The organism is Plantibacter flavus (genome assembly GCF_900177615.1).
GTDB lineage: Bacteria > Actinomycetota > Actinomycetes > Actinomycetales > Microbacteriaceae > Plantibacter > Plantibacter flavus.
In genome coordinates, this window is sequence record NZ_FXAP01000003.1 from 145014 (window position 1) to 169444 (window position 24431).

Annotated in this window: 26 protein-coding genes; 17 read left to right on the forward strand and 9 right to left on the reverse strand. The window is 69.4% G+C overall.

The genetic code is table 11. The features are described from left to right. Position 1 precedes the first annotated feature (1 nt). Genes B9Y95_RS10645 through B9Y95_RS10655 form a run of 3 tightly spaced genes read left to right on the forward strand, consistent with a single transcriptional unit; the run spans position 2 to position 2642 of the window. Complete coding sequence (locus tag B9Y95_RS10645; protein ID WP_191940473.1) at positions 2–895, forward strand: ABC transporter substrate-binding protein; 894 nt, start codon at positions 2–4, stop codon at positions 893–895. After that, positions 892–1869 carry an amino acid ABC transporter permease gene (locus B9Y95_RS10650; protein ID WP_085512183.1) on the forward strand — a complete coding sequence of 326 codons (978 nt, stop codon included), beginning with the start codon at positions 892–894 and terminating at the stop codon, positions 1867–1869. The genes B9Y95_RS10645 and B9Y95_RS10650 overlap by 4 nt, the downstream gene beginning before the upstream one ends. After that, positions 1866–2642, forward strand: coding sequence for an amino acid ABC transporter ATP-binding protein (locus B9Y95_RS10655; protein WP_085511859.1), 777 nt, complete (start codon positions 1866–1868; stop codon positions 2640–2642). Before B9Y95_RS10650 ends, B9Y95_RS10655 begins: the two co-directional genes overlap by 4 nt. A 75-nt stretch (positions 2643–2717) precedes the next feature. On the opposite strand, the gene B9Y95_RS10660 is transcribed toward B9Y95_RS10655, so the two are convergent. The 6 genes from B9Y95_RS10660 to B9Y95_RS10685 form a co-directional block, all read right to left on the reverse strand. Next, on the reverse strand, positions 2718–2936 hold the full coding sequence (locus B9Y95_RS10660) for a hypothetical protein (RefSeq protein WP_064294172.1): 219 nt from the start codon (positions 2934–2936) through the stop codon (positions 2718–2720). Between the two features lie 151 nt (positions 2937–3087). Next, positions 3088–3711: a hypothetical protein gene (locus B9Y95_RS10665; RefSeq protein WP_085511860.1), complete on the reverse strand. Its 624-nt coding sequence runs from the start codon at positions 3709–3711 to the stop codon at positions 3088–3090. Then, positions 3708–4316: a DUF6286 domain-containing protein gene (locus B9Y95_RS10670; RefSeq protein ID WP_085511861.1), complete on the reverse strand. Its 609-nt coding sequence runs from the start codon at positions 4314–4316 to the stop codon at positions 3708–3710. The genes B9Y95_RS10665 and B9Y95_RS10670 overlap by 4 nt, the downstream gene beginning before the upstream one ends. Next, positions 4313–4726 (reverse strand): hypothetical protein, encoded by a 414-nt coding sequence (locus tag B9Y95_RS20665; RefSeq protein WP_085511862.1) that lies wholly within the window; start codon positions 4724–4726, stop codon positions 4313–4315. Before B9Y95_RS20665 ends, B9Y95_RS10670 begins: the two co-directional genes overlap by 4 nt. After that, positions 4723–4914 carry a DUF2273 domain-containing protein gene (locus B9Y95_RS10680; protein WP_056008790.1) on the reverse strand — a complete coding sequence of 64 codons (192 nt, stop codon included), beginning with the start codon at positions 4912–4914 and terminating at the stop codon, positions 4723–4725. The genes B9Y95_RS20665 and B9Y95_RS10680 overlap by 4 nt, the downstream gene beginning before the upstream one ends. Beyond that, positions 4911–5369 (reverse strand): Asp23/Gls24 family envelope stress response protein, encoded by a 459-nt coding sequence (locus tag B9Y95_RS10685; RefSeq protein WP_079001390.1) that lies wholly within the window; start codon positions 5367–5369, stop codon positions 4911–4913. The genes B9Y95_RS10680 and B9Y95_RS10685 overlap by 4 nt, the downstream gene beginning before the upstream one ends. Before the next feature lie 241 nt (positions 5370–5610). Between B9Y95_RS10685 and purL the strand changes: the two genes are divergently transcribed. Then, positions 5611–7944, forward strand: a complete 2334-nt coding sequence (gene purL / locus B9Y95_RS10690; RefSeq protein WP_085511863.1) for a phosphoribosylformylglycinamidine synthase subunit PurL — start codon at positions 5611–5613, stop codon at positions 7942–7944. A gap of 210 nt (positions 7945–8154) precedes the next feature. Here the strand turns inward: purL and B9Y95_RS10695 are convergent, their stop codons facing one another. Continuing rightward, the gene (locus B9Y95_RS10695) at positions 8155–8595 is read right to left on the reverse strand and encodes a GntR family transcriptional regulator (protein WP_085511864.1); all 441 of its coding nucleotides are present in this window, start codon (positions 8593–8595) and stop codon (positions 8155–8157) included. A gap of 184 nt (positions 8596–8779) precedes the next feature. Here B9Y95_RS10695 and B9Y95_RS10700 point away from each other — a divergent pair, with 184 nt between their 5' ends. The 10 genes from B9Y95_RS10700 to B9Y95_RS10740 all read left to right on the forward strand — a co-directional run bounded on the left by B9Y95_RS10700 (position 8780) and on the right by B9Y95_RS10740 (position 17239). Beyond that, the gene (locus B9Y95_RS10700; protein WP_085511865.1) at positions 8780–9466 is read left to right on the forward strand and encodes a GntR family transcriptional regulator; all 687 of its coding nucleotides are present in this window, start codon (positions 8780–8782) and stop codon (positions 9464–9466) included. A 118-nt stretch (positions 9467–9584) separates the two neighbouring features. Continuing rightward, positions 9585–10250: a nicotinamide riboside transporter PnuC gene (pnuC, locus tag B9Y95_RS10705; protein ID WP_085511866.1), complete on the forward strand. Its 666-nt coding sequence runs from the start codon at positions 9585–9587 to the stop codon at positions 10248–10250. Between the two features lie 252 nt (positions 10251–10502). Beyond that, on the forward strand, positions 10503–11570 hold the full coding sequence (locus B9Y95_RS10710; RefSeq protein WP_085511867.1) for a peptidoglycan-binding protein: 1068 nt from the start codon (positions 10503–10505) through the stop codon (positions 11568–11570). Next, positions 11567–12298 (forward strand): ABC transporter ATP-binding protein, encoded by a 732-nt coding sequence (locus tag B9Y95_RS10715; RefSeq protein WP_085511868.1) that lies wholly within the window; start codon positions 11567–11569, stop codon positions 12296–12298. The genes B9Y95_RS10710 and B9Y95_RS10715 overlap by 4 nt, the downstream gene beginning before the upstream one ends. After that, positions 12295–13506 (forward strand): ABC transporter permease, encoded by a 1212-nt coding sequence (locus B9Y95_RS10720; RefSeq protein ID WP_085511869.1) that lies wholly within the window; start codon positions 12295–12297, stop codon positions 13504–13506. Before B9Y95_RS10715 ends, B9Y95_RS10720 begins: the two co-directional genes overlap by 4 nt. 115 nt (positions 13507–13621) lie before the next feature. Next, entirely contained in the window at positions 13622–13900 is a 279-nt protein-coding gene (locus tag B9Y95_RS20360) for a hypothetical protein (protein WP_123539678.1), read from the forward strand. Further along, positions 13897–15651, forward strand: a complete 1755-nt coding sequence (locus B9Y95_RS10725) for an alpha/beta hydrolase (protein ID WP_123539677.1) — start codon at positions 13897–13899, stop codon at positions 15649–15651. The genes B9Y95_RS20360 and B9Y95_RS10725 overlap by 4 nt, the downstream gene beginning before the upstream one ends. A gap of 5 nt (positions 15652–15656) precedes the next feature. Beyond that, entirely contained in the window at positions 15657–16205 is a 549-nt protein-coding gene (locus tag B9Y95_RS10730) for a YgdI/YgdR family lipoprotein (RefSeq protein ID WP_085511871.1), read from the forward strand. Continuing rightward, positions 16202–16624, forward strand: coding sequence for a YgdI/YgdR family lipoprotein (locus tag B9Y95_RS10735; protein ID WP_085511872.1), 423 nt, complete (start codon positions 16202–16204; stop codon positions 16622–16624). Before B9Y95_RS10730 ends, B9Y95_RS10735 begins: the two co-directional genes overlap by 4 nt. 159 nt (positions 16625–16783) lie before the next feature. Next, the gene (locus B9Y95_RS10740) at positions 16784–17239 is read left to right on the forward strand and encodes a VOC family protein (RefSeq protein ID WP_085511873.1); all 456 of its coding nucleotides are present in this window, start codon (positions 16784–16786) and stop codon (positions 17237–17239) included. A gap of 2 nt (positions 17240–17241) precedes the next feature. Here B9Y95_RS10740 and B9Y95_RS10745 read toward each other — a convergent pair whose 3' ends face one another. Next, complete coding sequence (locus B9Y95_RS10745) at positions 17242–17928, reverse strand: TetR/AcrR family transcriptional regulator (protein ID WP_085511874.1); 687 nt, start codon at positions 17926–17928, stop codon at positions 17242–17244. 151 nt (positions 17929–18079) lie between these two features. On the opposite strand from B9Y95_RS10745, the gene B9Y95_RS10750 reads away from it, so the two are divergent. Genes B9Y95_RS10750 through B9Y95_RS20845 form a run of 3 tightly spaced genes read left to right on the forward strand, consistent with a single transcriptional unit; the run spans position 18080 to position 23203 of the window. Then, on the forward strand, positions 18080–20917 hold the full coding sequence (locus B9Y95_RS10750) for an MMPL family transporter (protein WP_085511875.1): 2838 nt from the start codon (positions 18080–18082) through the stop codon (positions 20915–20917). Next, the gene (locus B9Y95_RS10755; RefSeq protein ID WP_085511876.1) at positions 20914–23028 is read left to right on the forward strand and encodes a YhgE/Pip domain-containing protein; all 2115 of its coding nucleotides are present in this window, start codon (positions 20914–20916) and stop codon (positions 23026–23028) included. Before B9Y95_RS10750 ends, B9Y95_RS10755 begins: the two co-directional genes overlap by 4 nt. A gap of 34 nt (positions 23029–23062) precedes the next feature. Next, positions 23063–23203 (forward strand): hypothetical protein, encoded by a 141-nt coding sequence (locus tag B9Y95_RS20845; RefSeq protein ID WP_162852291.1) that lies wholly within the window; start codon positions 23063–23065, stop codon positions 23201–23203. Positions 23204–23358: 155 nt separating this feature from the next. On the opposite strand, the gene B9Y95_RS10760 is transcribed toward B9Y95_RS20845, so the two are convergent. Continuing rightward, positions 23359–24351: an NADP-dependent oxidoreductase gene (locus tag B9Y95_RS10760; RefSeq protein WP_085511877.1), complete on the reverse strand. Its 993-nt coding sequence runs from the start codon at positions 24349–24351 to the stop codon at positions 23359–23361. Between the last annotated feature and the right edge of the window lie 80 nt (positions 24352–24431).

Below are 24431 nucleotides of genomic sequence, written 5' to 3' on the forward strand. Positions count from 1 at the left end.
CATGAAGAACCGATACCTGCTCCCGGCCGCACTCACGGCCGCCGCCGCGCTGCTGCTCACCGGCTGCGTCAACAACGAGGTCGCCACGCCCGACGCCACCGGCTCCACGGCCGCGGTGACCGTCGACAAGGCGGCCGAGGCCCTGCTCCCCGACGACATCCGTCAGGCCGGCAAGCTCATCCTCGGCACCGACGCGACCTACGCGCCCAACGAGTTCAAGGACGCGAACGGCGACCCGATCGGTTGGGAGATCGAGCTCGCCGACGCGATGGCCGGCAAGCTCGGTCTCACCACCGACTACCAGGTGGCGAAGTTCGACAACATCATCCCGAGCATCACCGGTGGCAAGTACGACGTCGGGCTGTCGTCCTTCTTCGACACCAAGGAGCGCCAGCAGCAGGTCGACATGGTCGACTACTTCACGGCCGGGATCCAGTGGGCGACCCTCGCGGGCAAGTCCGTCGACCCCGACGACGCCTGTGGGCTGAAGGTCGCGGTCCAGAACGGCACGACGGAGGCCCTCGACGACGTCCCCGCCAAGTCGCAGGCCTGCACCGACGCCGGCAAGCCGGCGATCGAGGCCCTCGGCTACGACACGCAGGACGAGGCGACGGCGGCGGTCACACTCGGCCGCGCCGACGCGATGACCGCCGACTCCCCGGTGGTGCAGTACGCCGTCCAGCAGAGCGACGGGAAGCTCGAACTCTCCGGCGACGTGTACTCGACGTTCCTCTACGGCATGCCGATCGCGAAGGACCGAGGCGACCTCGGCAAGGCCCTCCAGGCCGCCCTGCAGTCCTTGATGGACGACGGCACCTACGGCTCGATCCTGAGCAAGTGGGGCGTCGAGTCCGGCGCCATCGACAAGATCGACATCAACGGCGCGACGAGCTGACCGTGAGCGACTCCAGAACGACCGGCACGGGGTCCGCGCCCCCGGTGCCGTTGAAGGTCGTCAAGCTCCGCCATCCCTGGCGGAACGTGTTCGCCGTCATCATCGTGCTGCTGCTCATCGCCTTCGTGGTCGACGCGGCGACGCGGCCGGCGTACGACTGGCCGGCCGTCGGCAAGTACGTCTTCGACCGGCGGATCACCATGGCGGCGCTCATCACGCTGCAGCTGACGGTGTACTCGATGATCGGCGCCATCGTCCTCGGCGTCGTGCTCGCGATCATGCGACTGTCGCCGAACCCGGTGCTCAAGGCCATCGCGTGGGGCTTCGTCTGGCTGTTCCGCGGGACGCCGGTCTACGTGCAGTTGGTCTTCTGGGGCCTGCTCGCGACGATCTACCCGACGCTCGACATCGGCCTGCCGTTCCTCCCGCCGATCACACAGCTGCCGACGGACGCCGCGCTGAACACGTTCTGGATCGCCGTCATCGGGCTGGCGCTCAACGAGGCCGCCTACATGTCGGAGATCGTGCGCGCCGGTCTGTTGTCGGTGGACCGGGGACAGGAGGAGGCGTCGACGGCGCTCGGGATGAGCTGGGCGCAGACGATGCGGCGGGTCATCCTGCCGCAGTCGATGCGGATCATCATCCCGCCGACGGGCAACGAGGTGATCTCGATGCTCAAGACCACCTCGCTCGTGACGGCCGTCCCGTTCACGCAGGAGCTCTACACGAGGTCTCGGGACATCTCGTCCGAGACGTTCAACCCGATCCCGCTGCTCATCGTCGCGTCGCTCTGGTACTTGCTGTTCACCTCGATCCTGATGGTGGGTCAGTACTTCCTGGAGAAGCGGTTCGCGCGCGGGCTCACCCGGATCGACGCGGGGGCACCGGTCACGACCGAGGCCATCCAGGTCCAGGAGGCCGAGGCGCGCGCCAAGCAGAGCCCTGCCGACGGCGAGAGCGGAGAACGACGATGACGATCACGGACACGACCGACATGGTCCGCGCCGAGGGCGTGGTGAAGTCCTTCGGCTCGAACACGGTCCTCAAGGACATCTCCCTCACGGTACGACGCGGCGAGGTGATGTGCCTGGTCGGGCCGTCCGGTTCCGGCAAGTCGACCTTCCTGCGCTGCATCAACCACCTGGAGCGGGTCGACGGCGGACGGTTGCTCGTGGAGGGGGACCTCATCGGCTATCGCGAGCGGGGCGACAAGCTCTACGAGTTGAAGCCCAAGGAGGCGGCGAAGCAGCGGCGCGACATCGGCATGGTGTTCCAGCGGTTCAACCTGTTCCCCCACATGACGGCGCTCGAGAACATCATCGAGGCGCCCATGCAGGTGAAGGGCCAACGGCGAGCGGTCGCCGAGCAGCGCGGCCGGGAACTCCTGGACCGGGTCGGTCTGAGCGACAAGGCGGCGGCGTACCCCGGTCACCTGTCGGGCGGTCAGCAGCAGCGGGTCGCGATCGCGCGGGCCCTCGCGATGGACCCGAAGCTCATGCTGTTCGACGAGCCGACCTCGGCACTCGATCCGGAGCTGGTCGGCGAGGTCCTCGACGTCATGAAGGGGCTCGCGAAGGACGGCATGACGATGATCGTCGTGACGCACGAGATGGGGTTCGCCCGGGAGGTGGCCGACTCGCTCGTGTTCATGGACGGCGGCGTCGTCGTGGAGACCGGAGCGCCCCGCGAGGTGCTCGCCGATCCGCAGCACGCCAGGACGCGCGCGTTCCTCTCGAAGGTGTTGTGAGCACGAACGCCGCCCGCTCCCCCAGACCTGGGCGAGCGGGCGGCGTTCCACCCGCGGACGGGCGGGCGACGAGGCTCAGTGGAGCTTCTTCTGGACTTCCTTCTGGGCCTTCGCCGTAGCCTTCTTCGCGTTCTTCACGGCCTTCTTGCGCGCCTTCTCGACGCGAGGGTCGTTCCAGAACTCTTCTGCGGCGTGCTTGATCTCGCGGTACCGCGTGCGACCGGCCTTCGCACCGAGCGTGTAGGCACCGAAGGCGATGAGGCCGACGATGATGAGGAGGATCTTCTTACCCATGGTGTTGCTCCCTCTCCCACGGATCGCCGTGGGGCGTTGATGTGTCCCGATGGTCCATCCCGCGACACTGGCATTCTGCGACGCGTGGCTGCGGATCAGCCGATTCGGACGGGGGCTTGCAATTGCACCGGCACGTCCGGATCAGTGACGGTCACTGGAGGACGCGCTTCGGCTTGGCGGCGCGGAAGCCGCCTCCGACCTCCACGAGGACGGGGAGCTCGACGCCGAGCAGGCGATCGAGCGACTCCACCGCCGTGCTGACGGTCTCCACCGCCGTGCGGGGCGAGACGCCGCGCCGGCAGGTGACGGCGACCTTGAGCGCCTGTGCCCGGTTCACGTCCCAGGCGGAGACGCGGACGGACGAGAACGCTTCGGTGTCGTCGAGCGCATCGCCGAGCGCGTTGGCCGCGACGTCCGTCTCGAGCACGATGTCGCCGTGCTCGACGGTCGCGCGGTGTACGACGCCGGAACGGCCACGACCCTGGCGGAGGACGAACGAGATGAGCAGCGCCGCGACGAGCACGAGCAGCACGATCCCGGCGATCGGGACGAGGACCGGGGCCGTCTGACCGGCGTCCGCGCCGGGCACAGCGGCGAACGGGTTCCAGGCGAACCAGCCGTCGATCGTGTCGAGCACGGCGGCACGGTTGTCGCGCCACCAGTCGGCGACGACGGGCACGGTGACGACGGCGAGCGCCGCCGCCCCGACCACGACGAACACGACTCCGATGAGGAGGATGAGCAGACGGTTCAGTCCGCGGTTGGTGGAGTTCACTGTCCGACCTTCCCGTTCGACGAGATGGAGGTGGTCGCCCGGAGCGACGGCTGCAGGCCGAACGCGTCGAGGTCTGCGGCGACGGCGCGGTCGACCTCGGACCGGTCGACGGGCATGCCGCTGGCCGGGGTGATCCGGATCGCCGCGGTCCGACGACCGACGGCCACCGAGGTGCCGTCAGGATGCGTGGCGGCCGTCGTCGAGGCGCGCTGCGCGAGGGCCGACGCGATGACCTCGTCGTCGACGACCGCGAGCACGCGCCCGGTCGACAACAGGTGGCGGTGCCGACGTCCCGGTCCGAGCGCGATCCCGATGAGGATCACCCCGAGCAGGAGCACGAGTGCCCCCGCGACACCGAGGATGACGGGTTGCGTCGTCGGCAGGCTGGCCGCGGCTCCCGGGATCTCACCCGGGGCGACGAGGAGCGGGCGGACGCCGATGAGGGCGAGCACCGTCTCCACGGCGATCCAGAGCGCGACGAGCACGAGCAGGACCGCGAGGAGGATCGCGGCGGTCGAGCGCGGCGAGTGCAGTTCGCGGCGAGCCAGGCGCCGGAGCACCCTCGTCGGACCGGCGACCGGGGTCGTGGCTGCGGTGGCGGTCATGAGACCCGTCCTTCCTGGTCGATCTCGAGTCCGCTCACGCGGATGGAGACGCGCGAGACGCTCGAACCGGACAACTGCTCGACGCGAGCGGCGATGGCACCGGTGGCGGCCGAGACGCGTTCGACGATGGAGCCCCCTGCGCGCTGGAGCGCGTCGGGGGTGGCCGAGACGCGCGCCAGTGGGATCGCACGCATCGGCGAGGTGACGATGAGCGCGAGTGCGCCCCGGTCGTCGGCGAGCTCGACCTTCACGCGTCCCACCGGGACCCCGAGCGACTCGGCCGCGATGTTCACGGCGACGTGCTCGAGGGCCTTCGCGGTGACCCGCGTCCGGCCCGGCCCGCCGTGCGGGTGCACGACGGGCGCTTCGGCGACCGGGGCCACACCCCGGTCGAGGACGGCGGTGGTCATGACGAGACGCGCTTCCCGCGGACGGCGTCGACGATCGCGTTCAGGTCGGTCTGGCCGGTGACGATGCGGGCCACGAGGGCGCCGATCCCCATCGCGACCGCGACGAACACGAACGCCCAGAACCCGAAGGCCACCCAGCTGAGTGCGAGGACGGCGCCGATCAGGATGCCGGTGTTGGTCGCGGTCACTGGACTCGCGCCTCGGCGTTCTGGTCCTCGTCGTCGGACGGGATGAAGACGTCGCTGACGGTCACGTTGACCTCGGTGACCTCCATGCCGACGAACTGCTCGATCGCGCGGATGATGGAGGCACGGACCTCGCTCGCGACGGCCTGCAGGTCCACCGGGTAGTCGGCGACGATCACGACGTCGACGGCGACCTGGGTCTCGCCGACCTCGACGCGGATGCCCTGCGAGAGGTCGGAGGAGCCGATGGCGTCGCGGATGGCACCGAAGGCACGGGCTGCGCCACCACCGAGCGCGTGCACGCCGCGGACCTCGCGGGCTGCGATGCCGGCGATCTTCGCGACCACGCCGTTGTCGATGACCGTCTTGCCGTGGGTGTTCGTCTGCGTGGCGGCGTTGTTCTCGCCGACGACACCCTTCGTGACGGTGGGCTTCGGGGAGTTGGTGGTGTTCGACATGGTGTTGCCCTTCCTGGTTCGTCTCGAGCGAGCGGTTGATCGCTTCGTTGGTGATAGGACGCAACCATCGCACCGATCGTCACGGTCGATCTCGAAGCTCGTGAAGCGACCTCGAATCCGGCACCGCACCGTGACGAATCGGCGTCGATCTCCGACGCCCATCCGAGGATCTGTTCGTCGCCGCGCGCCGCTAAGATTGGTGGGTCCGGCATCCCACCACTTCCTTTGGAGTCCTGCCCTCGTGACGACCACCACCCCCACCAGCTCCGCCGTCGCCGACACCGTCGAGAACGCCGTCGCGACACCGGACCGCGAGCAGCCCTACGGCGCCCTCGGCCTGAAGGCCGACGAGTACGCGAAGATCCGCGAGATCCTCGGCCGTCGTCCCACGAGCGGCGAGCTCGCCATGTACTCGGTCATGTGGAGCGAGCACTGCTCCTACAAGTCCAGCAAGATCTACCTGCGCCAGTTCGGCCAGAAGGTCACCGACGACATGAAGAAGAACCTCATGGTCGGCATGGGCGAGAACGCCGGCGTCATCGACGTCGGCGAGGGCTGGGCCGTGACCTTCAAGGTCGAGAGCCACAACCACCCCTCCTACATCGAGCCCTTCCAGGGTGCGGCCACGGGCGTCGGCGGCATCGTCCGCGACATCATCTCGATGGGCGCCCGACCGGTCGCCATCATGGACCAGCTCCGCTTCGGCGACATCGACCACCCCGACACCGCGCGCGTCGTGCACGGCGTCACCGCCGGCATCTCCTCCTACGGCAACTGCCTGGGCCTGCCGAACATCGGCGGCGAGACCTACTTCGACAAGGTGTACCAGGGCAACCCGCTCGTCAACGCCCTGTCGGTCGGCGTCCTGCGTCACGAGGACCTCCGCCTCGCCAACGCCTCGGGCGTCGGCAACAAGATCGTCCTCTTCGGTGCCCGCACCGGTGGCGACGGCATCGGCGGCGCCTCCATCCTCGCGTCCGACTCCTTCGACGCGAACGGCCCGACGAAGCGTCCGGCCGTCCAGGTCGGCGACCCGTTCGCCGAGAAGGTGCTCATCGAGTGCTGCCTCGAGCTCTACCGCGACAGCCTCGTCGAGGGCATCCAGGACCTCGGTGCCGCCGGCATCTCCTGCGCCACGAGCGAGCTCGCGGCCAACGGCGACGGCGGCATGTTCGTCGAGCTCTCGCACGTGCTGCTGCGCGACCCCTCGCTGACGCCCGAGGAGATCCTCATGTCGGAGTCGCAGGAGCGCATGATGGCGGTCGTCGAGCCGGGCAAGCTCGACGCCTTCCTCGCCGTCACCGACAAGTGGGACGTCGAGACCTCGGTCCTCGGTGAGGTCACCGACACCGGTCGCCTCGTCATCAACTGGCACGGCGAGGAGATCGTCAACGTCGACCCCTCGACCGTCGCGGTCGACGGCCCGGTCTACGAGCGCCCGGTCGCCTACCCCACCTGGATCGACGCCCTGCAGGCCGACTCCGCGTCGGCCCTCCCCCGCACCGACGCCCCCGCCGAGCTGGAGCAGCAGTTCCGCTCCCTCCTCGGCTCGGCGAACCTCGCCGACAAGAGCTGGATCACCAACCAGTACGACTACTACGTCATGGGCAACACGGCGCTGTCCTTCCCCGACGACGGCGGCATGATCCGCGTCGACGAGGAGTCCGGCCTCGGCTTCGCCATCGCGACCGACGCGAACGGCCGCTACTGCCAGCTCGACCCGCGCCAGGGCGCGCAGCTCGCGCTCGCGGAGGCCTACCGCAACGTCGCCGTCACCGGTGCCGTCCCGGCCGCCGTCACCGACTGCCTGAACTTCGGCTCGCCGGAGAACCCCGAGGTCATGTGGCAGTTCTCCGAAGCCGTCGCCGGCCTGTCGGACGCCTGCCTCGAGCTCGGCGTGCCCGTCACCGGCGGCAACGTGTCGTTCTACAACCAGACGGGCGACGTCCCGATCTTCCCGACGCCCGTCGTCGGCGTCCTCGGCGTGATCGACGACGTCGCACGCCGCATCCCGAGCGGCTGGCAGGACGAGGGTGACAACCTCTACCTCCTCGGCACCACGTCGCTCGAGCTCGACGGCTCCGCCTGGGCCGGGACGATCCACGACCACCTCGGCGGTCTACCGCCCAAGGTCGACCTCGCCGGCGAGAAGACGCTGGCCGAGCTGCTGCACGCCGCGGCCAAGGAGGGCCTCGTGTCCTCCGCCCACGACCTCTCCGACGGTGGTCTCGCCCAGGCGCTCGCGGAGAGCGTCATGCGCTTCGGTGTCGGTGCCCGGGTGTTCCTCGGCGAGCTGCTCACGCGCGACGGCGTCGACCTCACGACGGCGCTCTTCTCCGAGTCCACCGGACGCGTCATCGTCTCGGTGCCGCGCGAGGATGACGTCAAGTTCCAGGGCCTGTGCGAGGGCCGCGGCTACCCGGTGCTCCGCATCGGCGTGACCGACGCCTCGGCCGTCGGCGACGCGACCGAGCCCGCCCTCGAGATCCAGGACGTCCTGACCATCCCGGTCTCCGAACTGCGTCGGGTGTCGAAGAGCGTGCTCCCCGAGCGGTTCGGCCCGGTCATCGGCTGAGCGACCCGCTTCCACACAGCCCCTGCGCCCGACGGCGTGGGGGCTGTGTCGTTGCTGGATGGGGCTTGAGACGCCGGGTGGGCGGATACCCGAAACCCACCCACCCGACTCACCACCAGGCGCTCGGGCCAGGAACCCGAATGTCCTGACCGGCGTCTCCGGCAGCTGTGTCGCAAGCGACTCTTGCAGCATATCAGCATTTGGAATGCTTCACGGGAGCGTGGCGGCCATCCCCCACAGTCGTTCCACGGCCAGTTCCGCGGCGATCGCGTCGCCCTCCGCCACCGCGTCGCGGAGGATCGGGAAGTCGACCGCGAGCGACGGCCAGTCAAGCCAGTCGGTGTCGGCGGTGACCTCGAGTTGCGGCGACAGCAGCGCGAGTGCATCGCGAGCGGTCGTGACCAGGATCCGGTTCGGACAGAGGGCGACGAGATGGTCCATGAGCGGCCATGAGCGTTCGGCGTACGCGACCGGGTCCTGCAAGCCGATCACTCGCGACACCTCGTCCAGCTCGGCGATGAGCGCCGCTCGGTCGGCGTCCCCGAGGACCGGCACGGTCACCCGCGTGACACCGCCCAGCAGCGCCCCGAGCGTCTGGAACAGGTGGATCCGCCGATGGCGGGGCCTGCTGTCCGCCGAATCCGCCGACATGCGTCCCACCTTCCTGTCCGTCCGGGGAGCTCCTGTGCGCGCCAGGATAGCAAGGCTCCGAGCGCGAGCGGCTCCACCTGTGCATCCGGCATGTTCTACGACACATGAGGCGTAAAACTATCCGACACACCTTGGATATAGGTATTCTGAACTGGTCATATCCCAGCTCGACGATCGGAGTCCCATGCCTGTTCCCAAAACCGTCGAGACGAGCCCACGGAAGCTCCTGCGCGACATCGTCTTCGAGCAGCTCCTCACCGCCATCGAGGACGGCACCCTCGAGCCGGGCGAGCGCCTCAACGACGAAGAGCTCGAGAAATGGCTCGGCGTCTCGAGGACCCCGATCCGTGAAGCGATCAGCAAGCTCGCCGACATCGGACTGGTCGAGACCGCACCGCAGCGGTACACCCGCGTCGCGAAGCCCACCACCGAACAGTACGCCGAGGCGCTGCGCCTCCTGAACGGGTTCCATGAGCTCAGCGCACGGTGGAGCATCCCGAACTTCACCGATGACGACGTCGCGGCGTTCCGCAAACTCGGCGACGCGGTCCTGGCGGACATCGAGGCGCGCGACAAGCACGTCCTCCGGTCGTCATCCGCCTTCGCCGACTACATGGTCGAGCGCACCGACAACTCGCTGCTGCAGCAGGTGGCCCGTCAGATGAACACCCGGGTGACGTACACCTCCCTTCCGACGATCGAGTTCTTCCAGTGGGACATCTTCGCCGCCTACGTGACCGGACTGGTCGCGGCCGCCGAGGCACGCAGCGCCGAGGACGCCGAGCGCGTGATGCGCACGCAGGCGGAAGCGACGGACGCGTTCCTCGAGCGGATCATCGCATCGCGAGGGAGCGCGCCGAACGCCGACTAGTCACCCGACTCCTCCGAGAGCCGTCTCCCGCCCGGGAGGCGGCTCTCCGCGTTGTACGGTGGACCGTCGGTCACCTGGCCGCGACTCGCCTGACGATGGACCTGATCGGAGCACTGCAATGGGGATCCTCCTCTGGCTCTTCGACGCGACGTTCAGGATCGGCGACCAGGTGGTCCTCTGGCGGGAGGTCGTCGGCAACCTGTTCGGCTTGGCGAGCGCGCTCGGCGGGATGCGCCGCCGGGCCTGGGCGTGGCCGGTCGGCATCATCGGGAACGCCCTCCTCCTCACGGTGTTCCTCGGTGCCGTCTTCCACACCCCGAACCCGACGAACCTCCTGGGCCAGGCGGGCAGGCAGCTCATGTTCATCGTCGTGTCGGTCTACGGCTGGGTGCAGTGGCGGCGGGTCGAGCGGGTCGAGGTGACGACCGGCCCGGTCGCCGTGATCAGGCCCCGCTGGGCCGGATGGCGCGTGAGGCTCGTCCTCGTCGGCCTCCTGCTCGGCGGCACGCTGGTGCTCACTCCGGTCTTCCGCGCACTCGGCTCCTACGAACCGGTCTGGGCCGACGCCTGGATCTTCATGGGCTCGCTCCTCGCCACCTGGGGGATGGCCAAACGCTGGGTGGAGTTCTGGCTCATCTGGGTCGCCGTCGACCTCGTCGGCGTCCCATTGCTGTTCAGCGCCGGGTACTGGGTCTCGGCGTCGATGTACCTGTTCTACGGGGTGTTCACCCTCGCCGGCTTCTTCGTCTGGGCGCGCGGCGAGCGCGTCGTCGCGGCGAGCTGAACCGGCGCCTCGGCGAAGGGCGTCCCAGCCGGGCAGCCGGCTTGCCGGAGGGCGGTCGTCCAGCGTGCACGACGGGAGGTTCAGAGAACGTCAACGGTTTCCGTGACGCCCGCGCAATGCGCCATCGGGTGGACTGGTCGTCAGCAGTCGACCCGACCCCTGAGGAGTGCAGATGTCCGACATCACGAGCAGTATGACGGAGGCCCGTGGTCTCGCGTCCGATCCGAGCGCAACGCTCGGTTCGAGTGCCCGATGAACGCCCGACGGCGAGCGGTCCTCGCCGCGGTCTGCGTCGGCGCCGTCCTGCTCGCAGGCGGCGCCGTCGCAGCCGCGACGACCCTGATCCCCGCCCAGGGGACGAGCCAGGAGGAACCGCGCAGCAGCATCCGCACCGGCACCGCACCGATCACCGCCGGCGACCTGGCCGGCACGACGCAGGCGAGCGGGACCCTCGACTACGCGGACCAGCGCACCATCGGCGGTGGGACCGGCGTCGTGACGAGCACCCCGGCCCCGGGAAGCACGGTCTCACTCGGTGGCACCCTGTACGCGGTCGCCAACGTCCCGGTGATCCTGCTCCACGGACCACTGCCCGCCTGGCGCACGTTCGAAGCCGGGATGAGCGACGGACCGGACGTCCAGCAGCTCGAACAGAGCCTCGCCGCGCTCGGGTTCTTCGACCGCGAACCGGACCGCGAGTTCGCCGCGTCGACGGTGCGTGCCATCGAGCGCTGGCAGAAAGCCCTGGGTGTCGAGGAGACCGGACGCCTGGAGCTCGGATCGGTCGTGTTCCTGCCGGGTGATGTGCGGATCGCATCGGTCGACGCCGCGGTCGGCACCACTGCATCCGACAAGATCGTCACCGTCTCGTCCCTCGTGAAGCGCATCGACGTCCCGCTGAAGCTCGCGGATCAGCGGCTCGGCGTCGTCGGGACGATGGTCGACGTCAACCTCCCCGGCGGACAGCGGACGACCGGCACGGTCACCGATGTCGGCGTCCCGACCGAATCGGATTCGGACGGTCAGAAGAAGGTCACGATCCCGGTCGGCATCATGCTGGACGACCCGGCGGCGGCGGCCGAACTGCAGCGCGCGACCGTGACGGTCGGTTTCCCGACGGAACGACGCGAGAACGTCCTCTCCGTCCCGGTCCAAGCGCTCATCGCGATCGACGACGAGCACTTCGGCGTCGAGGTCGTCGACGAGAAGGGGAAGCACCGGCAGGTCCCCGTCACGACGGGCCTGTTCGCCGACGGTCGCGTCGAGGTCTCGGGCGACGGCATCCGCGAAGGTCTCGACGTCGTGGTGCCGGTCTCATGACGGACACCACGACGGCGTCGGCTGCGGCACTCGCACAGCCGGCCGGACCGCCGATCATCCATCTCGACGGGGTCACCCGCGAGTACGGTGAGCCGCCCACGCTCGCCCTCGCCGGTGTCGACCTGACGATCGAGGAGGGCGAGTTCGTCGCCATCGTCGGGCCGAGCGGATCGGGGAAGTCGACGATGCTCAACCTCATCGGAACGCTCGACCGGCCCACCAGCGGGACCGCCCGCATCGCGGGCTCGGACGCCGGACGCCTCTCGGACGCGAAGCTGTCGGCGCTGCGCGCCTACCGCATCGGCTTCGTCTTCCAGCAGTTCCACCTCGCCGACGGCGTCACAACGGTGGACAACGTCGCCGACGGCCTCATCTATGCCGGAGTACCGCGGGCTGAGCGCCGACGACGGGCGCGCCTCGCGCTCGAACGCGTCGGACTCGGCCACCGGCTCGACCATCGGCCCTCGCAGCTCTCGGGCGGAGAGCGGCAGCGCGTCGCCATCGCGCGCGCGGTCGTCGGAGACCCGCCCCTGCTGCTCGCCGACGAGCCGACGGGCAACCTCGACTCCGTCTCCGGCGCGAGCATCGTGGAGTTGCTGCACGAGCTCCACCGCGGCGGGACGACCATCGTCGTGATCACCCACGACGCCGGACTCGCAGCCCGACTGCCACGTCAGGTGGCGATCCGCGACGGCCGCATCGTCGACGATTCAGGGAGGGCGGCATGACCGACCGCAACGGCGGCACCGAGGACGACCGTCGATCACGCCTGCTCGGTCGCGACATCCTGCGGCTCGGGACCACCGGGCTCCGCGCCCGCCCGACGCGCGCGGTGCTGTCGGCCCTGGGGATCGCGATCGGGATCGCCGCGATGATCGCCGTCGTCGGCATCTCCTCCTCCAGCCAGGCGAAACTCCAGGCGCAGCTCTCGGAGCTCGGAACGAACCTCCTGACCGTGCAGGCGGGCAAGAGCCTCTTCGGCCAGGATGCGGCCCTCCCGGAGAGCACCGTCGGCAAGGTCGGGCTCATCGACGGTGTGGAACAGGTCGGTGGCGCTGCGACCATCGACAGCGCGTTCGTGTACCGGAGCAGCTTCATCGACCGGGGCCAGAGCGGCGGCCTCGCCGTGACGGCCGTGACGGAGGGACTGCTCGACGTCGTCGGCGGCACCCTGGCGGCAGGCGACTGGCTGAACCGGGCGACGAGTGGCTATCCCACCGTCGTGCTGGGGTCGAAGGCCGCCGAACGACTCGGTGTCGCCACCGTCGGCTCGGTCATCCAGGTGGGCGAGCAGGCGTTCACCGTCGTCGGCATCCTGGACCCGATCGGCCTCGCGCCCGAGCTCGACACGAGCGCGATGATCGGCGAGGCCGTCGCCGCAGAACGATTCGGCTACGACGGCAAACCCACGATGGTGTACGAACGGTCGACGGACGAGCGCGTCGGTGACGTACGGGCGCTCCTCCCCCGCACCGTCAACCCGGCGGCACCCGAGGAGGTCGAGGTGTCCCGACCCTCCGACGCCCTCGCCGCCAAGCACGCCGCCGATCAGGCGTTCACCGGACTCCTCCTCGGCCTCGGCTCGGTCGCCCTGCTCGTCGGCGGCATCGGGGTCGCGAACACGATGGTGATCTCCGTGCTGGAGCGCCGCCGGGAGATCGGCCTCCGCCGAGCACTCGGCGCCACCCGCGGGCACATCAGGTCCCAGTTCCTCACCGAGGCGCTCCTCCTCTCGGCGATCGGCGGGGTCGCGGGCGCGCTCATCGGAACGGGCGTGACGAGCGTCGTCGCCGCGGTGAACGACTGGCCGACGGCGGTACCGCCGGAGGTGCTGCTCGCGGGCGTCGGCGCGACCCTGGTGATCGGGGCGATCGCCGGCCTCTACCCGGCGATCCGAGCCGCCAGGACGCCACCGACCTCGGCCCTCAGCGGGTGAGGCCACCCCGGCGGGCGCTGTCCCGCGCTCGCCGGGGCGGCCCGCCAGTCGGTTCTCCAACTGATATATTGAGTTCCTGATGCGGAGATACCGCTGTCTGACAGGGATTGGTGCGGTGTCCGAACTCCGAATCGACAGCGCCGGTATCGCCCGAGTGGCGAACCACATGATGACCGTGGACGCGCTCATCCCCGTCACCGATGTCGGCGAACCGTCCGACAGCGACAGCGACGTGTGCGTCGCGGCCCTCGCGGAGTTCGCAGCATGGCGGGCGTCCGAACTCGCGAGCTTCCACGAGTTCCTGCTCGACTCGTGGGAAGCGGCGACCGGGGCGGCTCGGGCGTTCGTCGAGGCCGATCGCGCGGCGGCCGAGGCAGCCGGAGGCACCCGATGACCTGGGTTCCGGAAGACCCGTCGACCGGTTCATCCGAAGGCTTGGACGGAGCACGGGCGACGCTGCTCGACGACGGACTGGCCGCCGGGCTCATCTCCGACTCCCTGAGCTGGACGATCACAGGCATGCGCACCGTGTGGTCCGGCTCCGGAGTGAAGGAATGGTGTGCGGCGCTCGATGCACACCGCGCCCGCGTGACGGCCTTCGCCGAGGTGGCCGGCACGGCGGCGGAAGCGATCGCCTGGTACACCGAGGAGTTCGAGCGGATCCAGCGGGCGACCCTCACGCAGCAGTGGCTGCTCGCCGAGGTCGCGGACGACCGGTCGAAGCACGACCGCCGCGTCGCTGAGTTCGTCGGGCCCGTGTCGGCAGATCAGCAGAGGATCTGGGCGAAGCAGTCGGCCGCCCTCGACCACGAACGTGAGGTCTCGCTCACCTTGATCGCCCGGCTCGCCGAAGAGCGCACGACCGCGGAGAACACCTTCACGGGCCTGATGCAGGCCGCGATCCCCGCCACCTGGGGCGCGACGAGACGCCTCGCGGCGGATCTCGGCATCTCCGACCCGTCAATCATGACGCCCCACCATCTGGCGGCGGCAGCGGCGGCCGGCACCCTCGGGCTCGAGCGACTCTTCGAGCGCCTCATGACCCTCACACCGGAACAGGTCGCCGAATACTGGGCGATCCTGCCCCGATCAGTCATCGACGCCCTCATCGCCGCCCACCCCGACGCCATCGGCAACCTCGGAGGGGCCGCCTACGCGGACCGCAGCCTCGCCAACGTCAGTCGGCTCGATCAACTGCTCACCGACGCACAAACGGCCTACGACCAGGCCTTGGAGCATGCAGGCGACCCCCTCAGCCAAGCTGTGGGGGCTCTCGCTCAGGCCCTCGACCGGCTGGAGGCAGCGAAGTACCTCGCGGACAACTACGCGAACGGGAAAGGCCTCGGCAACAAGCCTCCGCAGTACCTCATCAGCCTCGACACCACGGTCGAGGGCGTCCCGCTCGCCGCCATCTCGGTCGGCGACCTCGACACCGCGACGGACGCGACCTTCTTCGTCCCGGGCATGGGCAGCAGCGTCAACGAAGCGGAAGACTACCTTCGCGGCGTCATCGAACTGCGGAAAGCCGTCAAGACCAGTGCCGCGGTCCTGTGGCTCGGCTACCGCAGCCCGGACGTCACAAACGTCCTGTCGGATGATCATGCGCGAACGGGCGGGGCCCAACTCGGCGCTGCCCTCGGCGGCTATGACGCGATGAGGAAGGCCGCGGGAGGCGGCGCGAAGCTCAACGTCATCGGGCACTCCTACGGCACCACCACCGCCGCCTACGCGTTGAACCGGGGCGACTACGACGTCGACACCTTTACGATGCTGGGCTCCGCCGGTATCCCACCCGACATAGGGGTCAACGACCTCAACATGCCGCCCAAGGACGTCTACGCGACTCGGGCCAACTGGGACCTGGTCGCCGGTTTCGGCCAGCACGCCTCGGACCGGTTCGACCCCGAGGCTGTCGATTGGGGCGCGCACGTGTTCGGAGCCGACGGCACCGACACACTGGAAGGCGTCACCGAGCACAATGCGGTCGGCTCGAATGAGTCCGAGGACGATCACAAATACCTGGGGAAGGACACCGAGTGCATGGCGAACATCTTCAAGATCCTCCAAGGTGACGGTGAGCATACGACGGGCGGGCGCCGCTTTCTCCTGCTGCCGAACCGTCCTCGCGTGCCATCGGAGTGGTGAGTGCCATGCGTCGCCTCGTCAACGCCCCCGTCGCCCTAGCGACTGTCCTGCTCCTCACCGGGTGCAGTGACGCGTCCCAGGTCGTCGAGCCCAAACCCACCGGAGACACGATCATGACCCCCGACGAAGCCAAACACGACCTCTGGGACCGCCTCGACGCCGCCGAAACCGCCCTCGGCGGCACCTGGGATAAAACCGAAACCGAAGTCGCCCACAGCTGCGAACAGGGAGCAGGCTTCTACTACGACTCCTGGCGCCGACGCACCGAACACACCACCAACCCTGACGAACCCACCGACACCCTCATCGAGTTCTGGACCAACGAGGGCTACACCCTCCGAACCGGCAGCTACAGCCCCGAACACCGGTTCGTCACGGCCACCACACCCAACGGCACCAAGCTCTACTACGCCATCGGCAAAACCGGAACCGGTGAAATCGACATCTCCGGCTACGGCCCCTGCATCCCCGGAGACTACAAGGAGGTCAGCGACGAGGACTTCCGCCGATACAAAGAGAACAACCCGGCCGAGTTCCCCACGCCGTCGCCATGAACCCGCCCCTGTTCGTGACCGCCGCCCCGACAGCCATCATCGCCCTAGCGGCCGTCCTGCTCCTGACCGGGTGCAGTGACGTGTCCCAGGTCGTCGAGCCCAAACCCACCGGAGACACGATCATGACCCCCGACGTAGCCAAACACGACCTCTGGGACCGCCTCGACGCCGCCGAAACCGCCCTCGGCGGCACCTGGGATAAAACCGAAACCGAAGTCGCCCACAGCTGCAACGACGGGAACGGCTTCTACTACGACTCCATCCGACGCCGCACCGAACACGCCACCGACCCCGACGAACCCACCGACACCCTCATCGAACTCTGGAACGACCAGGGCTACACCCTCGAAACCGGCAGCTTCAGCCCCGAACACCGCAAAGTCATCGCCACCGCGCCGAACGGCACACGACTCTCCTAGGCCGTCGGCGAGGCCCTCGCCGGCGAAATCAACATCTCCGGCTACGGCCCCTGCATCCCCGGCGACTACGGCGAGGTCAGCGACGAGGACGTCCGCAAGGTCCGAGAGCGACGCAGCGCCACCGCAGTCCCAACCCCATCTTCATGTAGCGTGCAGCCCATGGACATCAGACTCGAGAACGTCGGGATCGCGGTCCGCGACCTCGAGGCGACGATCGCCTTCTTCACCGACCTCGGCCTCACCGTGCTCGGCCGGGACACGGTGAGCGGTGAGTGGGCCGACACGGCCGTGGGCCTCGACGGCAACCACGCCAGGATCGCCATGCTGCAGACCCCGGACGGCCACGGACGCCTCGAACTCTTCGAGTACCTGCACCCCGCCGCGATCGAGACGGAGCCGACCCTGCCGAACGAGATCGGCATGCACCGCGTCGCATTCGCCGTCGACGACATCGACGAAGCGCTCGCGATCGCCGCCAGACACGGCTGCCACCCGCTCCGCGGGGTCGCGGATTATCAGGGCGTCTACAAGCTCAGCTACGTGCGCGGGCCGAGCGGCATCATCGTCATGCTGGCCCAGGCGCTGCAGCCGGATCGAGCCGGCGAGTCGGCCTGACGTCATTCAGTGACCGACTCGGTGAGGGCGCGGACGATGGCCGGGAGCGTGCGCATCGCGAGTTCGCGCGGCGAGCCTTCATCGCCGTCCGGGTCCATGAGCACGGCCGTCTGGATGGCCGACTCGTAGAGGGCGACGACGATGTTCGCGATGTCGGGCGTCGGGATCGTGAACCGGACGTGTGCGAGTCCGGCAGCCTGGTCGAGCCACGCGGCGAGCTGTCGGCCCGCGCTCTCCTGGTGCTGGAGATAGCGGGCTGCGACGTCGGCGTCGCGCATCGCCAGCATCCGGAACTCCGACTGGACGAGGCACCAGCGGCGGTCATCGGGCTGGAGTTCGAGGAAGGCACGGATCAGGGCCTCGAGCGATCCCTCGGTGTAGCGACCCGCTGCGTCGAGGAGCGACGGGCTGACCGCCTGCAGTCCTGCCTCCAGGCGGTCGAGGCGGAGCTGGTTCTCGCGTGACTCGAGGGCGAAGAACAGCTCCTCCTTCGAATCGAAGTTGGAGTAGAAGGCGCCGCGGGTGAAGCCCGCGCGCTCACTGATCTGCTCGACCGACGCCGCGTGGACGCCGAACTCGGCGAAGACCTCGTAGGCGGCGTCGACCAGCCGCTCGCGCGTCCGCTGTCGGCGCGCGGACTCGACGGGTGCCTCGTCGCTCGGGGACTCGACCGCTTCGTGCACGCGCATCCTGACACCTTACTGACAGCTCGACCGACTTCTTGCCGATACACCACTGTATCCAATACAGTCGTGTATCGGATACACCGCTGTATCGATCCTGTTCGAATTTCTCCGTCGGCTCGCCTGCAAGCAGCGCCGACCTCCCTAGGAGCGACGCGTGTCCTCACTGCTCTACACTCTCGGCCGCTGGGCGTTCGGCGCCCGCAAGCTCGTACTGATCCTCTGGATCGCCGTGCTCGCCCTCGCAGGTGGCGGCGCGCTGCTCTTCAACCAGGGAACCGACAACGCCTTCTCCATCCCCGGCACGGAGTCGCAGGAGGCACTCGACTCGCTCGACCACACCTTCCCGCAGGTGGCCGGCGCCTCGGCGCAGATCATCGTCGTCGCTCCGAAGGGCGACACCGTCGAAGACGCCGGGGTCCGGTCGGCGATCGACGACGCCGTCACCGCCCTCGGCGACATCGGGCAGGTCGAGCAGGCGGTCTCCCCCTTCGACGAGAACGTGACGGGGGCGGTCTCGGAGGATCAGCGGGCGGCGCTCATCTCGATCCAGTTCGACGGCGCGCAGACCGACATCACCGCGGCCACGATCAGCGACGTCGAGGACGCGGAGGCGAGCCTGGCGAACGCCCTCCCTGCCGGAGCCGAGTCGTCCCTCGGCGGGCAGCTCATCAGCAACAGTCTGCCGACGCTGAGTGTCATCGAGCTCGTCGGCGTGGTCGTCGCGCTCGTCGTCCTCATCCTCACCTTCGGCTCCTTCCTCGCCGCGGGCATGCCGCTCATCACCGCACTGCTCGGGGTCGGCATCTCGATGGCGCTCATCTTCGTTGCCACCGTCTTCGGGCCGATCTCGTCCACGACGCCGATGCTCGCGCTCATGCTCGGTCTCGCCGTCGGCATCGACTACGCGCTGTTCATCATCTCGAGACACCAGGACGGCCTGCGCAGTGGGCTCGACCCGGCCGAATCGGCCGCCCGCGCGACCGCGACGGCCGGCTCCGCCGTCATCTTCGCGGGCCTCACGGTCATCATCGCCCTCCTCGGGCTCGCGGTCGCGAACATCCCGTTCCTCACGACGATGGGTGTCGCCGCGGCGGTCGGTGTCGCGATCGCCGTGGTCATCTCGCTCACCCTCATCCCGGCCATGCTCGGCTTCGCCGGCGAGCGCCTCCGGCCCAAGGCGAGGCGGGCCAGGAAGCGTGCGGCGGCCCGGGGCGCTGCCGCTGCGCCGGAGCTTGTCGAAGGGCAGCAGGACTCGCTTGCTGAGCACCACACCGCGGTCCCTGAGCCTGTCGAAGGGCCCAACCGCTTCTTCCTCGGCTGGGTGCGCGGCGTCACGCGAATCCCCATCGTCACGATCGTCGCCGTCGTCGCCGTCCTGGGCGCCCTCGCCATCCCCGCCCTGTCGCTCCGACTCGCGCTCCCCGACGCCGGTTCGCTGCCGGAGGGCGACGGAGCCCGCACGACGTACGACCTCGTCTCCGAGCACTTCGGCGAGGGCTTCAACGGGCCGCTGATCGTCACCGGCGGCATCGTCGGCAGTACCGACCCACTCGGACTCATGGCCGACCTCAAGCAGGAGATCGAGGGACTCGACGGCGTCGCCGCCGTTCCACTCGCCACCCCCAACGCGACGGCCGACACCGGCATCATCCAGGTCATCCCGAGTGGCAGCCCCGACTCACAGGCGACGAAGGACCTCGTCGCCGAGATCCGGGGACTGCACCAGTACTTCCAGGACGAGTACGACGTCGACCTGCAGGTCACCGGGTTCACGGCCATCGGCATCGACATCTCCGATCGCCTCGGCGGCGCCCTCCTCCCCTTCGGCCTGATCGTCGTCGGCCTGTCGCTCGTGCTCCTGACGATGGTCTTCCGCTCGATCTGGGTACCGATCAAGGCGACCCTCGGCTACCTGCTGTCGGTCGCCGCGTCGTTCGGCGTCGTCGCCCTCGTCTTCGAGCACGGCGTGTTCGCCGAGGCACTCCACGTCGCCAGGACCGGTCCGGTGATCAGCTTCATGCCGATCATCCTCATGGGTGTCCTGTTCGGGCTCGCGATGGACTACGAGGTCTTCCTCGTCTCCCGGATGCGCGAGGACTTCGTCCACTCGGGACTTGCGAGGCGATCCGTCGAGACCGGCTTCCTCGGCTCGGCGAAGGTCGTCACCGCCGCGGCCGTCATCATGTTCGCGGTGTTCGCCGCCTTCGTGCCGGAGGGCGACACGAACATCAAACCGATCGCCCTCGGGCTCGCGGTCGGCGTCTTCGTCGACGCGTTCATCGTGCGCATGACCCTCGTGCCGGCGGTGCTCGCGCTCCTCGGCGACCACGCCTGGTACCTGCCGAAGTGGCTCGACCGCATCCTGCCGTCGTTCGACGTCGAGGGCGAGGGCCTGCAGCGCGAACTCGAGCTGCGCGAGTGGCGCAACGGTGACGAGGTCGCGATCGCCGCCGCCGGGGTCACCCTGGCCGGTGCGGACGGACCGCTGTACGAGGACGTCGACACGACGGTCGCCGTCGGTGGCGTGCTCGCGGTGCAGGGCGCGCGCCCGGTCTCGGTCACCGCCCTCCTGCTGACGCTGGCCGGTCGCCTCGAACCCGACCACGGTCGACTCAAGGTCGCCGGTCTGGTCCTGCCGGTCCGCGCCGGGGCCGTCCGGTCCCGCGTCGCGTACGTCCGTCTCGACCACGGCGAACCTGTCGGGACGCTCGCTTCGGCGCTGGCCGAACGCCCGGCCGTCATCGTCCTCGACGGGGTCGACACCGTGCCGGACGACGACACGAGACGCGGACTGTACGAGCGCCTGCTGACGGCGACCAGGGCCGCGGAGCGCACGCGCCGGCCACTCACGATCGTCGTCGGCACCGCGGACGCGTCCTCGCTCGCCGACGTCCTGCCGACCACGGCGCCGGAGGTACTCGACCTCGACCGCGCCGCCTCCACCACCCCCTCCACTCCCACCGCCATCGCTGAATCGAAGGTCGACGCATGAGCACCATCCTGAACCGCCTCGAACGGGCCCGCTCCGGCAAGGGCATCACGGTCGTCTCGATCATCGGCCTCATCCTCGTGCCGCTCGTCATCGCGGGCGGACTCGTCTGGGCGCTGTGGAACCCGGCGGAACGACTCGGTCAGGTGACCGCCGCCATCGTGAACGACGACAGGCCGGTGACCGTCAACGGCCAGACCGTGCCGCTCGGCCGCCAGCTCTCCGCGGGCCTCGTCGACGGCGACCAGGAGACCAACTACACCTGGGTGATCACCGACGCGTCCGACGCGAAGGCGGGCCTCGCCGACGGTTCGTACACGGCGGTCGTCACGATCCCGGAGAACTTCTCGAAGGCGGCGACCTCGTTCTCGGGCGACGCCGCCGACGCCGAGCGCGCCCGCCTCGACGTGACGACGAGCGACCGCAGCAAGCTCGTCGACGACGCCATCTCCCAGACGATCACGCAGACCGCGGCCTCGCTCCTCGGTCGACAGCTCACCACCACCTACCTCGAGAACGTCTACGTCGGGTTCAACACCGTCCACGACCAGCTCGGCGAGGCCGCCGACGGTGCGAAGCAGCTGTCGACGGGCGGACTCTCCCTCGCGCAGGGCGCGCAGCAACTCGCGAACGGCACCACGCAGCTCGCCACGGGCGCGACGCAGTTGTCGTCGGGTGCGACGCAGCTGAGTGACGGGGTGAATGCACTGGCCGACGGCGCGACGCAGCTGTCCTCCGGTGCCTCGCAGCTGAGCGGTGGAGCGAGTCAGCTCGCCAGCGGAGCAGCGACGCTGTACGCCGGGACGCAGGGTGACGGGAGCGCCGAGAACCCGGGGCTGGTCGGTGGAGCCGCCGGGATCGCCGGCGGCGCGAACGACGTGTCCGCAGGGCTCGCCGACCTGTCGGCCGGCGCCCAGGGCACCAAGCAGCTCACGGCCGCGGTGGCCGCACAACTCGCATCACTCAGCGCCGACTGCGCTGCGTCCGGAGCTTCCGCGACGTACTGCGCGGACGTCGTGACGGCGAGTGGACTGGCCGCCACGGTCGCCACCGGCGGACCGATCGACGCGAACACGGAGTATCCGGGCGCCGCGGCCCTGGCCGACGGGACCGCACAGGCTGCGGCCGGCGCCGCCGCCCTCGCGACCGGTGCCACGAAGTTCTCCTCCGGCATGCCCGCACTCGTCGACGGCATCGCCAAGATCAACACCGCGGCGGCACAGATCGCGGCGGGCGCAGCGGGCCTCGCCGACGGCGCGTCCAAGGCCGCCTCCGGGACGGCTCAGCTGCAGACGGGTGCATCCGCCCTCGCCGACGGCGCCGGCCAGGCGGCCACCGGCACGACCCAGCTCGCCGACGCGTCGAACCAGCTCGCGTCGGGGGCCGGGACCCTGTCCGGCGGGATCACCTCGCTCGCGTCCGGGCTGCAGAGCGCGGTCGACAGCCTGCCGACCTATACGAGCTCCGACCGACAGACGCTCGCGGACGTCGTCGCCGACCCGGTCTCGGCCGGTGATTCGGCAACGGTGTCCTTCGGCACGAACAGCGCTCCCTTCTACGCCGTCCTCGCCCTCTGGCTGGGTGCGCTCGCGAGCTTCCTCGTGCTGCGGCCGGTGCCCGCGCGGGCGTTCGGGTCCACCCGTTCCTCGCTGCGGCTCGCGCTCGGGGCCTTCGTCCCGGCCGGCGCGATCGGGATGCTGCAGGGCCTGCTCGTCGCCGTCATCACCGCACCACTGCTCGAGCTCGACGCGGGCGGATGGCTCGCCTTCGCCGGGATCGCCGTCCTCGCAGGACTCGTGTTCGCCGCCGCCAACCAGGCGCTGAACGCCCTGTTCGGCGGTTCGGGTCGGTTCATCTCGATGATCGTCGCGCTCGTCGGTCTGGCCACCGGAATCATCGCGACCGCTCCGCAGGTGCTCGACCAGGTGCTCGGATTCCTGCCGATCGCGCCGGCCCTCGGTGGTCTGCAGGCGATCGCGATCGGCGACACGGGAGCAGCGGCCGGCGTCGTCGGCCTCGTCCTCTGGCTTCTCGGGTCCCTCGCCGCGACGACGTTCGCGATCGCCCGGGCGAGGACCACGTCGGTGAAGGCCCTCGTCCCGGCCGTCGCCTGATGCCGGTTCAGGACCCCGCCGGTAGGCTGGGGTGATGAGCAGCAGCGAAGACCGGGAACTGGCCGAGTGGGGCGAGCAGCGCAAGCGTCGTCAGCGGCTCATCGCCTGGGTCCTCGTCGTCGCACTCGTCCTCGGTGGAGGCGGCGCGACCGTCCTCGGCTTCATCTTCAACTAGCCCCCGCCCTCCCTGCCCGGATGCCAGCGCGGTGCGCTGACGCGAGCGCGCCCCACACGCGCGGGCGCGGGTCTCCGGAGGGGCGCGCTCAGGCACGAGACCCGCGCCCGCGCCGGAACCGAGCATCTCGGGTCAGCGCACCGCGCTGACCGTCGTCAGGGTCTGGCGTCGTGCAGGTCTCGCTGCTTGACGATGCGCTCCGGATTCGCCGGACGCATACCGACGATGATCTTGCCCCGCGCGTGCAGCCGCTCGAGATCCTCGAACGCGTCGATGATCAGGTCGAACGGGTAGAACGCCGAGACGACGACCTTCAACGCATGGTCGGCGGCGTACTCCGCGAGGCGTTGCAGCTGCTTCGTGGCGTGCGCGGCGAACTCCTCGTCCGGCTCGAGTGCGGCGAGTTCGATGGCCTTCCGATCCTCGCTCGACCGGTACTTCTCCGGTGGAACACCGAGTTCGAACGCGAGCTCCTGACCGTCCTGACCGAAGTTGTCGATGAACGCCGTCACGCCCTCCGGCGCGAGCTTGCGGATCCGATCGGCCATGCCCTCGCCGTAGACGACCGGCTTGACGCCCTGTTCACGGAGGAAGTCGTGATTGCGCTCACCGCACGTGCCGATGACCCGCACGCCCGCGAACTTCGCCAACTGCGCCTCGATGTTCCCGACGCCTCCGGCCGCCGCCGAGATGACGAGGGTGTCGCCCTGCTTGAGGTGCAGCCCGTCCAGCGTGTCGAGCGCCGTCAGTCCAGCGAGGTAGAGCCCGCCGGCCTCCTCCCAGCTCACGCGCTTCGGCTTGCGGACGAGGGATGACGCCGGTACGACGACCTGGGTGGCGTGCGCGCCGCGGACGGCGTGACCGATCACCTCGTCGCCCCGCTTCCAGCCCTCGACCCCGGTCCCGACCTCGCGGACCAAGCCGGCGAAGTCGCTCCCCTGCCCCGTCGGCAGCTCGATCGGCACCGTCTCGGCGAGGTGCCCCTCGCGGACGAACGCCTCGATATGGTTGATGCCGCTCGCGAGGACGTCGACCACGACCTCGCCCCATCTGGGATGCGGCATCTCGGACTCGATGAACTCGAGTACGTCGGGCCCGCCGTAGCGGGCGTAGCGGAGTGACCTCGTCGTCTGCTTCGAACCGAACATGGTTCATCTTCCACCTGTCGGTCGCTAGCCGATCGAACTATCAGCTGGCTTACAGGTTCACCGGACGGCTTCGCATGACG

What these genes read in the sequence shown, in the direction of transcription:
- B9Y95_RS10645 (WP_191940473.1), top strand. Translation starts at nt 2, where the DNA reads ATGAAGAACCGATACCTGCTCCCGGCCGCACTCACGGCCGCCGCCGCG.
- B9Y95_RS10655 (WP_085511859.1), top strand. Translation starts at nt 1,866, where the DNA reads ATGACGATCACGGACACGACCGACATGGTCCGCGCCGAGGGCGTGGTG.
- B9Y95_RS10660 (WP_064294172.1), bottom strand. Translation starts at nt 2,936, where the DNA reads ATGGGTAAGAAGATCCTCCTCATCATCGTCGGCCTCATCGCCTTCGGT.
- B9Y95_RS10670 (WP_085511861.1), bottom strand. Translation starts at nt 4,316, where the DNA reads ATGACCGCCACCGCAGCCACGACCCCGGTCGCCGGTCCGACGAGGGTG.
- B9Y95_RS20665 (WP_085511862.1), bottom strand. Translation starts at nt 4,726, where the DNA reads ATGACCACCGCCGTCCTCGACCGGGGTGTGGCCCCGGTCGCCGAAGCG.
- B9Y95_RS10685 (WP_079001390.1), bottom strand. Translation starts at nt 5,369, where the DNA reads ATGTCGAACACCACCAACTCCCCGAAGCCCACCGTCACGAAGGGTGTC.
- B9Y95_RS10695 (WP_085511864.1), bottom strand. Translation starts at nt 8,595, where the DNA reads ATGTCGGCGGATTCGGCGGACAGCAGGCCCCGCCATCGGCGGATCCAC.
- B9Y95_RS10700 (WP_085511865.1), top strand. Translation starts at nt 8,780, where the DNA reads ATGCCTGTTCCCAAAACCGTCGAGACGAGCCCACGGAAGCTCCTGCGC.
- pnuC (WP_085511866.1), top strand. Translation starts at nt 9,585, where the DNA reads ATGGGGATCCTCCTCTGGCTCTTCGACGCGACGTTCAGGATCGGCGAC.
- B9Y95_RS10710 (WP_085511867.1), top strand. Translation starts at nt 10,503, where the DNA reads ATGAACGCCCGACGGCGAGCGGTCCTCGCCGCGGTCTGCGTCGGCGCC.
- B9Y95_RS10715 (WP_085511868.1), top strand. Translation starts at nt 11,567, where the DNA reads ATGACGGACACCACGACGGCGTCGGCTGCGGCACTCGCACAGCCGGCC.
- B9Y95_RS10720 (WP_085511869.1), top strand. Translation starts at nt 12,295, where the DNA reads ATGACCGACCGCAACGGCGGCACCGAGGACGACCGTCGATCACGCCTG.
- B9Y95_RS10725 (WP_123539677.1), top strand. Translation starts at nt 13,897, where the DNA reads ATGACCTGGGTTCCGGAAGACCCGTCGACCGGTTCATCCGAAGGCTTG.
- B9Y95_RS10730 (WP_085511871.1), top strand. Translation starts at nt 15,657, where the DNA reads ATGCGTCGCCTCGTCAACGCCCCCGTCGCCCTAGCGACTGTCCTGCTC.
- B9Y95_RS10735 (WP_085511872.1), top strand. Translation starts at nt 16,202, where the DNA reads ATGAACCCGCCCCTGTTCGTGACCGCCGCCCCGACAGCCATCATCGCC.
- B9Y95_RS10740 (WP_085511873.1), top strand. Translation starts at nt 16,784, where the DNA reads ATGGACATCAGACTCGAGAACGTCGGGATCGCGGTCCGCGACCTCGAG.
- B9Y95_RS10745 (WP_085511874.1), bottom strand. Translation starts at nt 17,928, where the DNA reads ATGCGCGTGCACGAAGCGGTCGAGTCCCCGAGCGACGAGGCACCCGTC.
- B9Y95_RS10755 (WP_085511876.1), top strand. Translation starts at nt 20,914, where the DNA reads ATGAGCACCATCCTGAACCGCCTCGAACGGGCCCGCTCCGGCAAGGGC.
- B9Y95_RS20845 (WP_162852291.1), top strand. Translation starts at nt 23,063, where the DNA reads ATGAGCAGCAGCGAAGACCGGGAACTGGCCGAGTGGGGCGAGCAGCGC.
- B9Y95_RS10760 (WP_085511877.1), bottom strand. Translation starts at nt 24,351, where the DNA reads ATGTTCGGTTCGAAGCAGACGACGAGGTCACTCCGCTACGCCCGCTAC.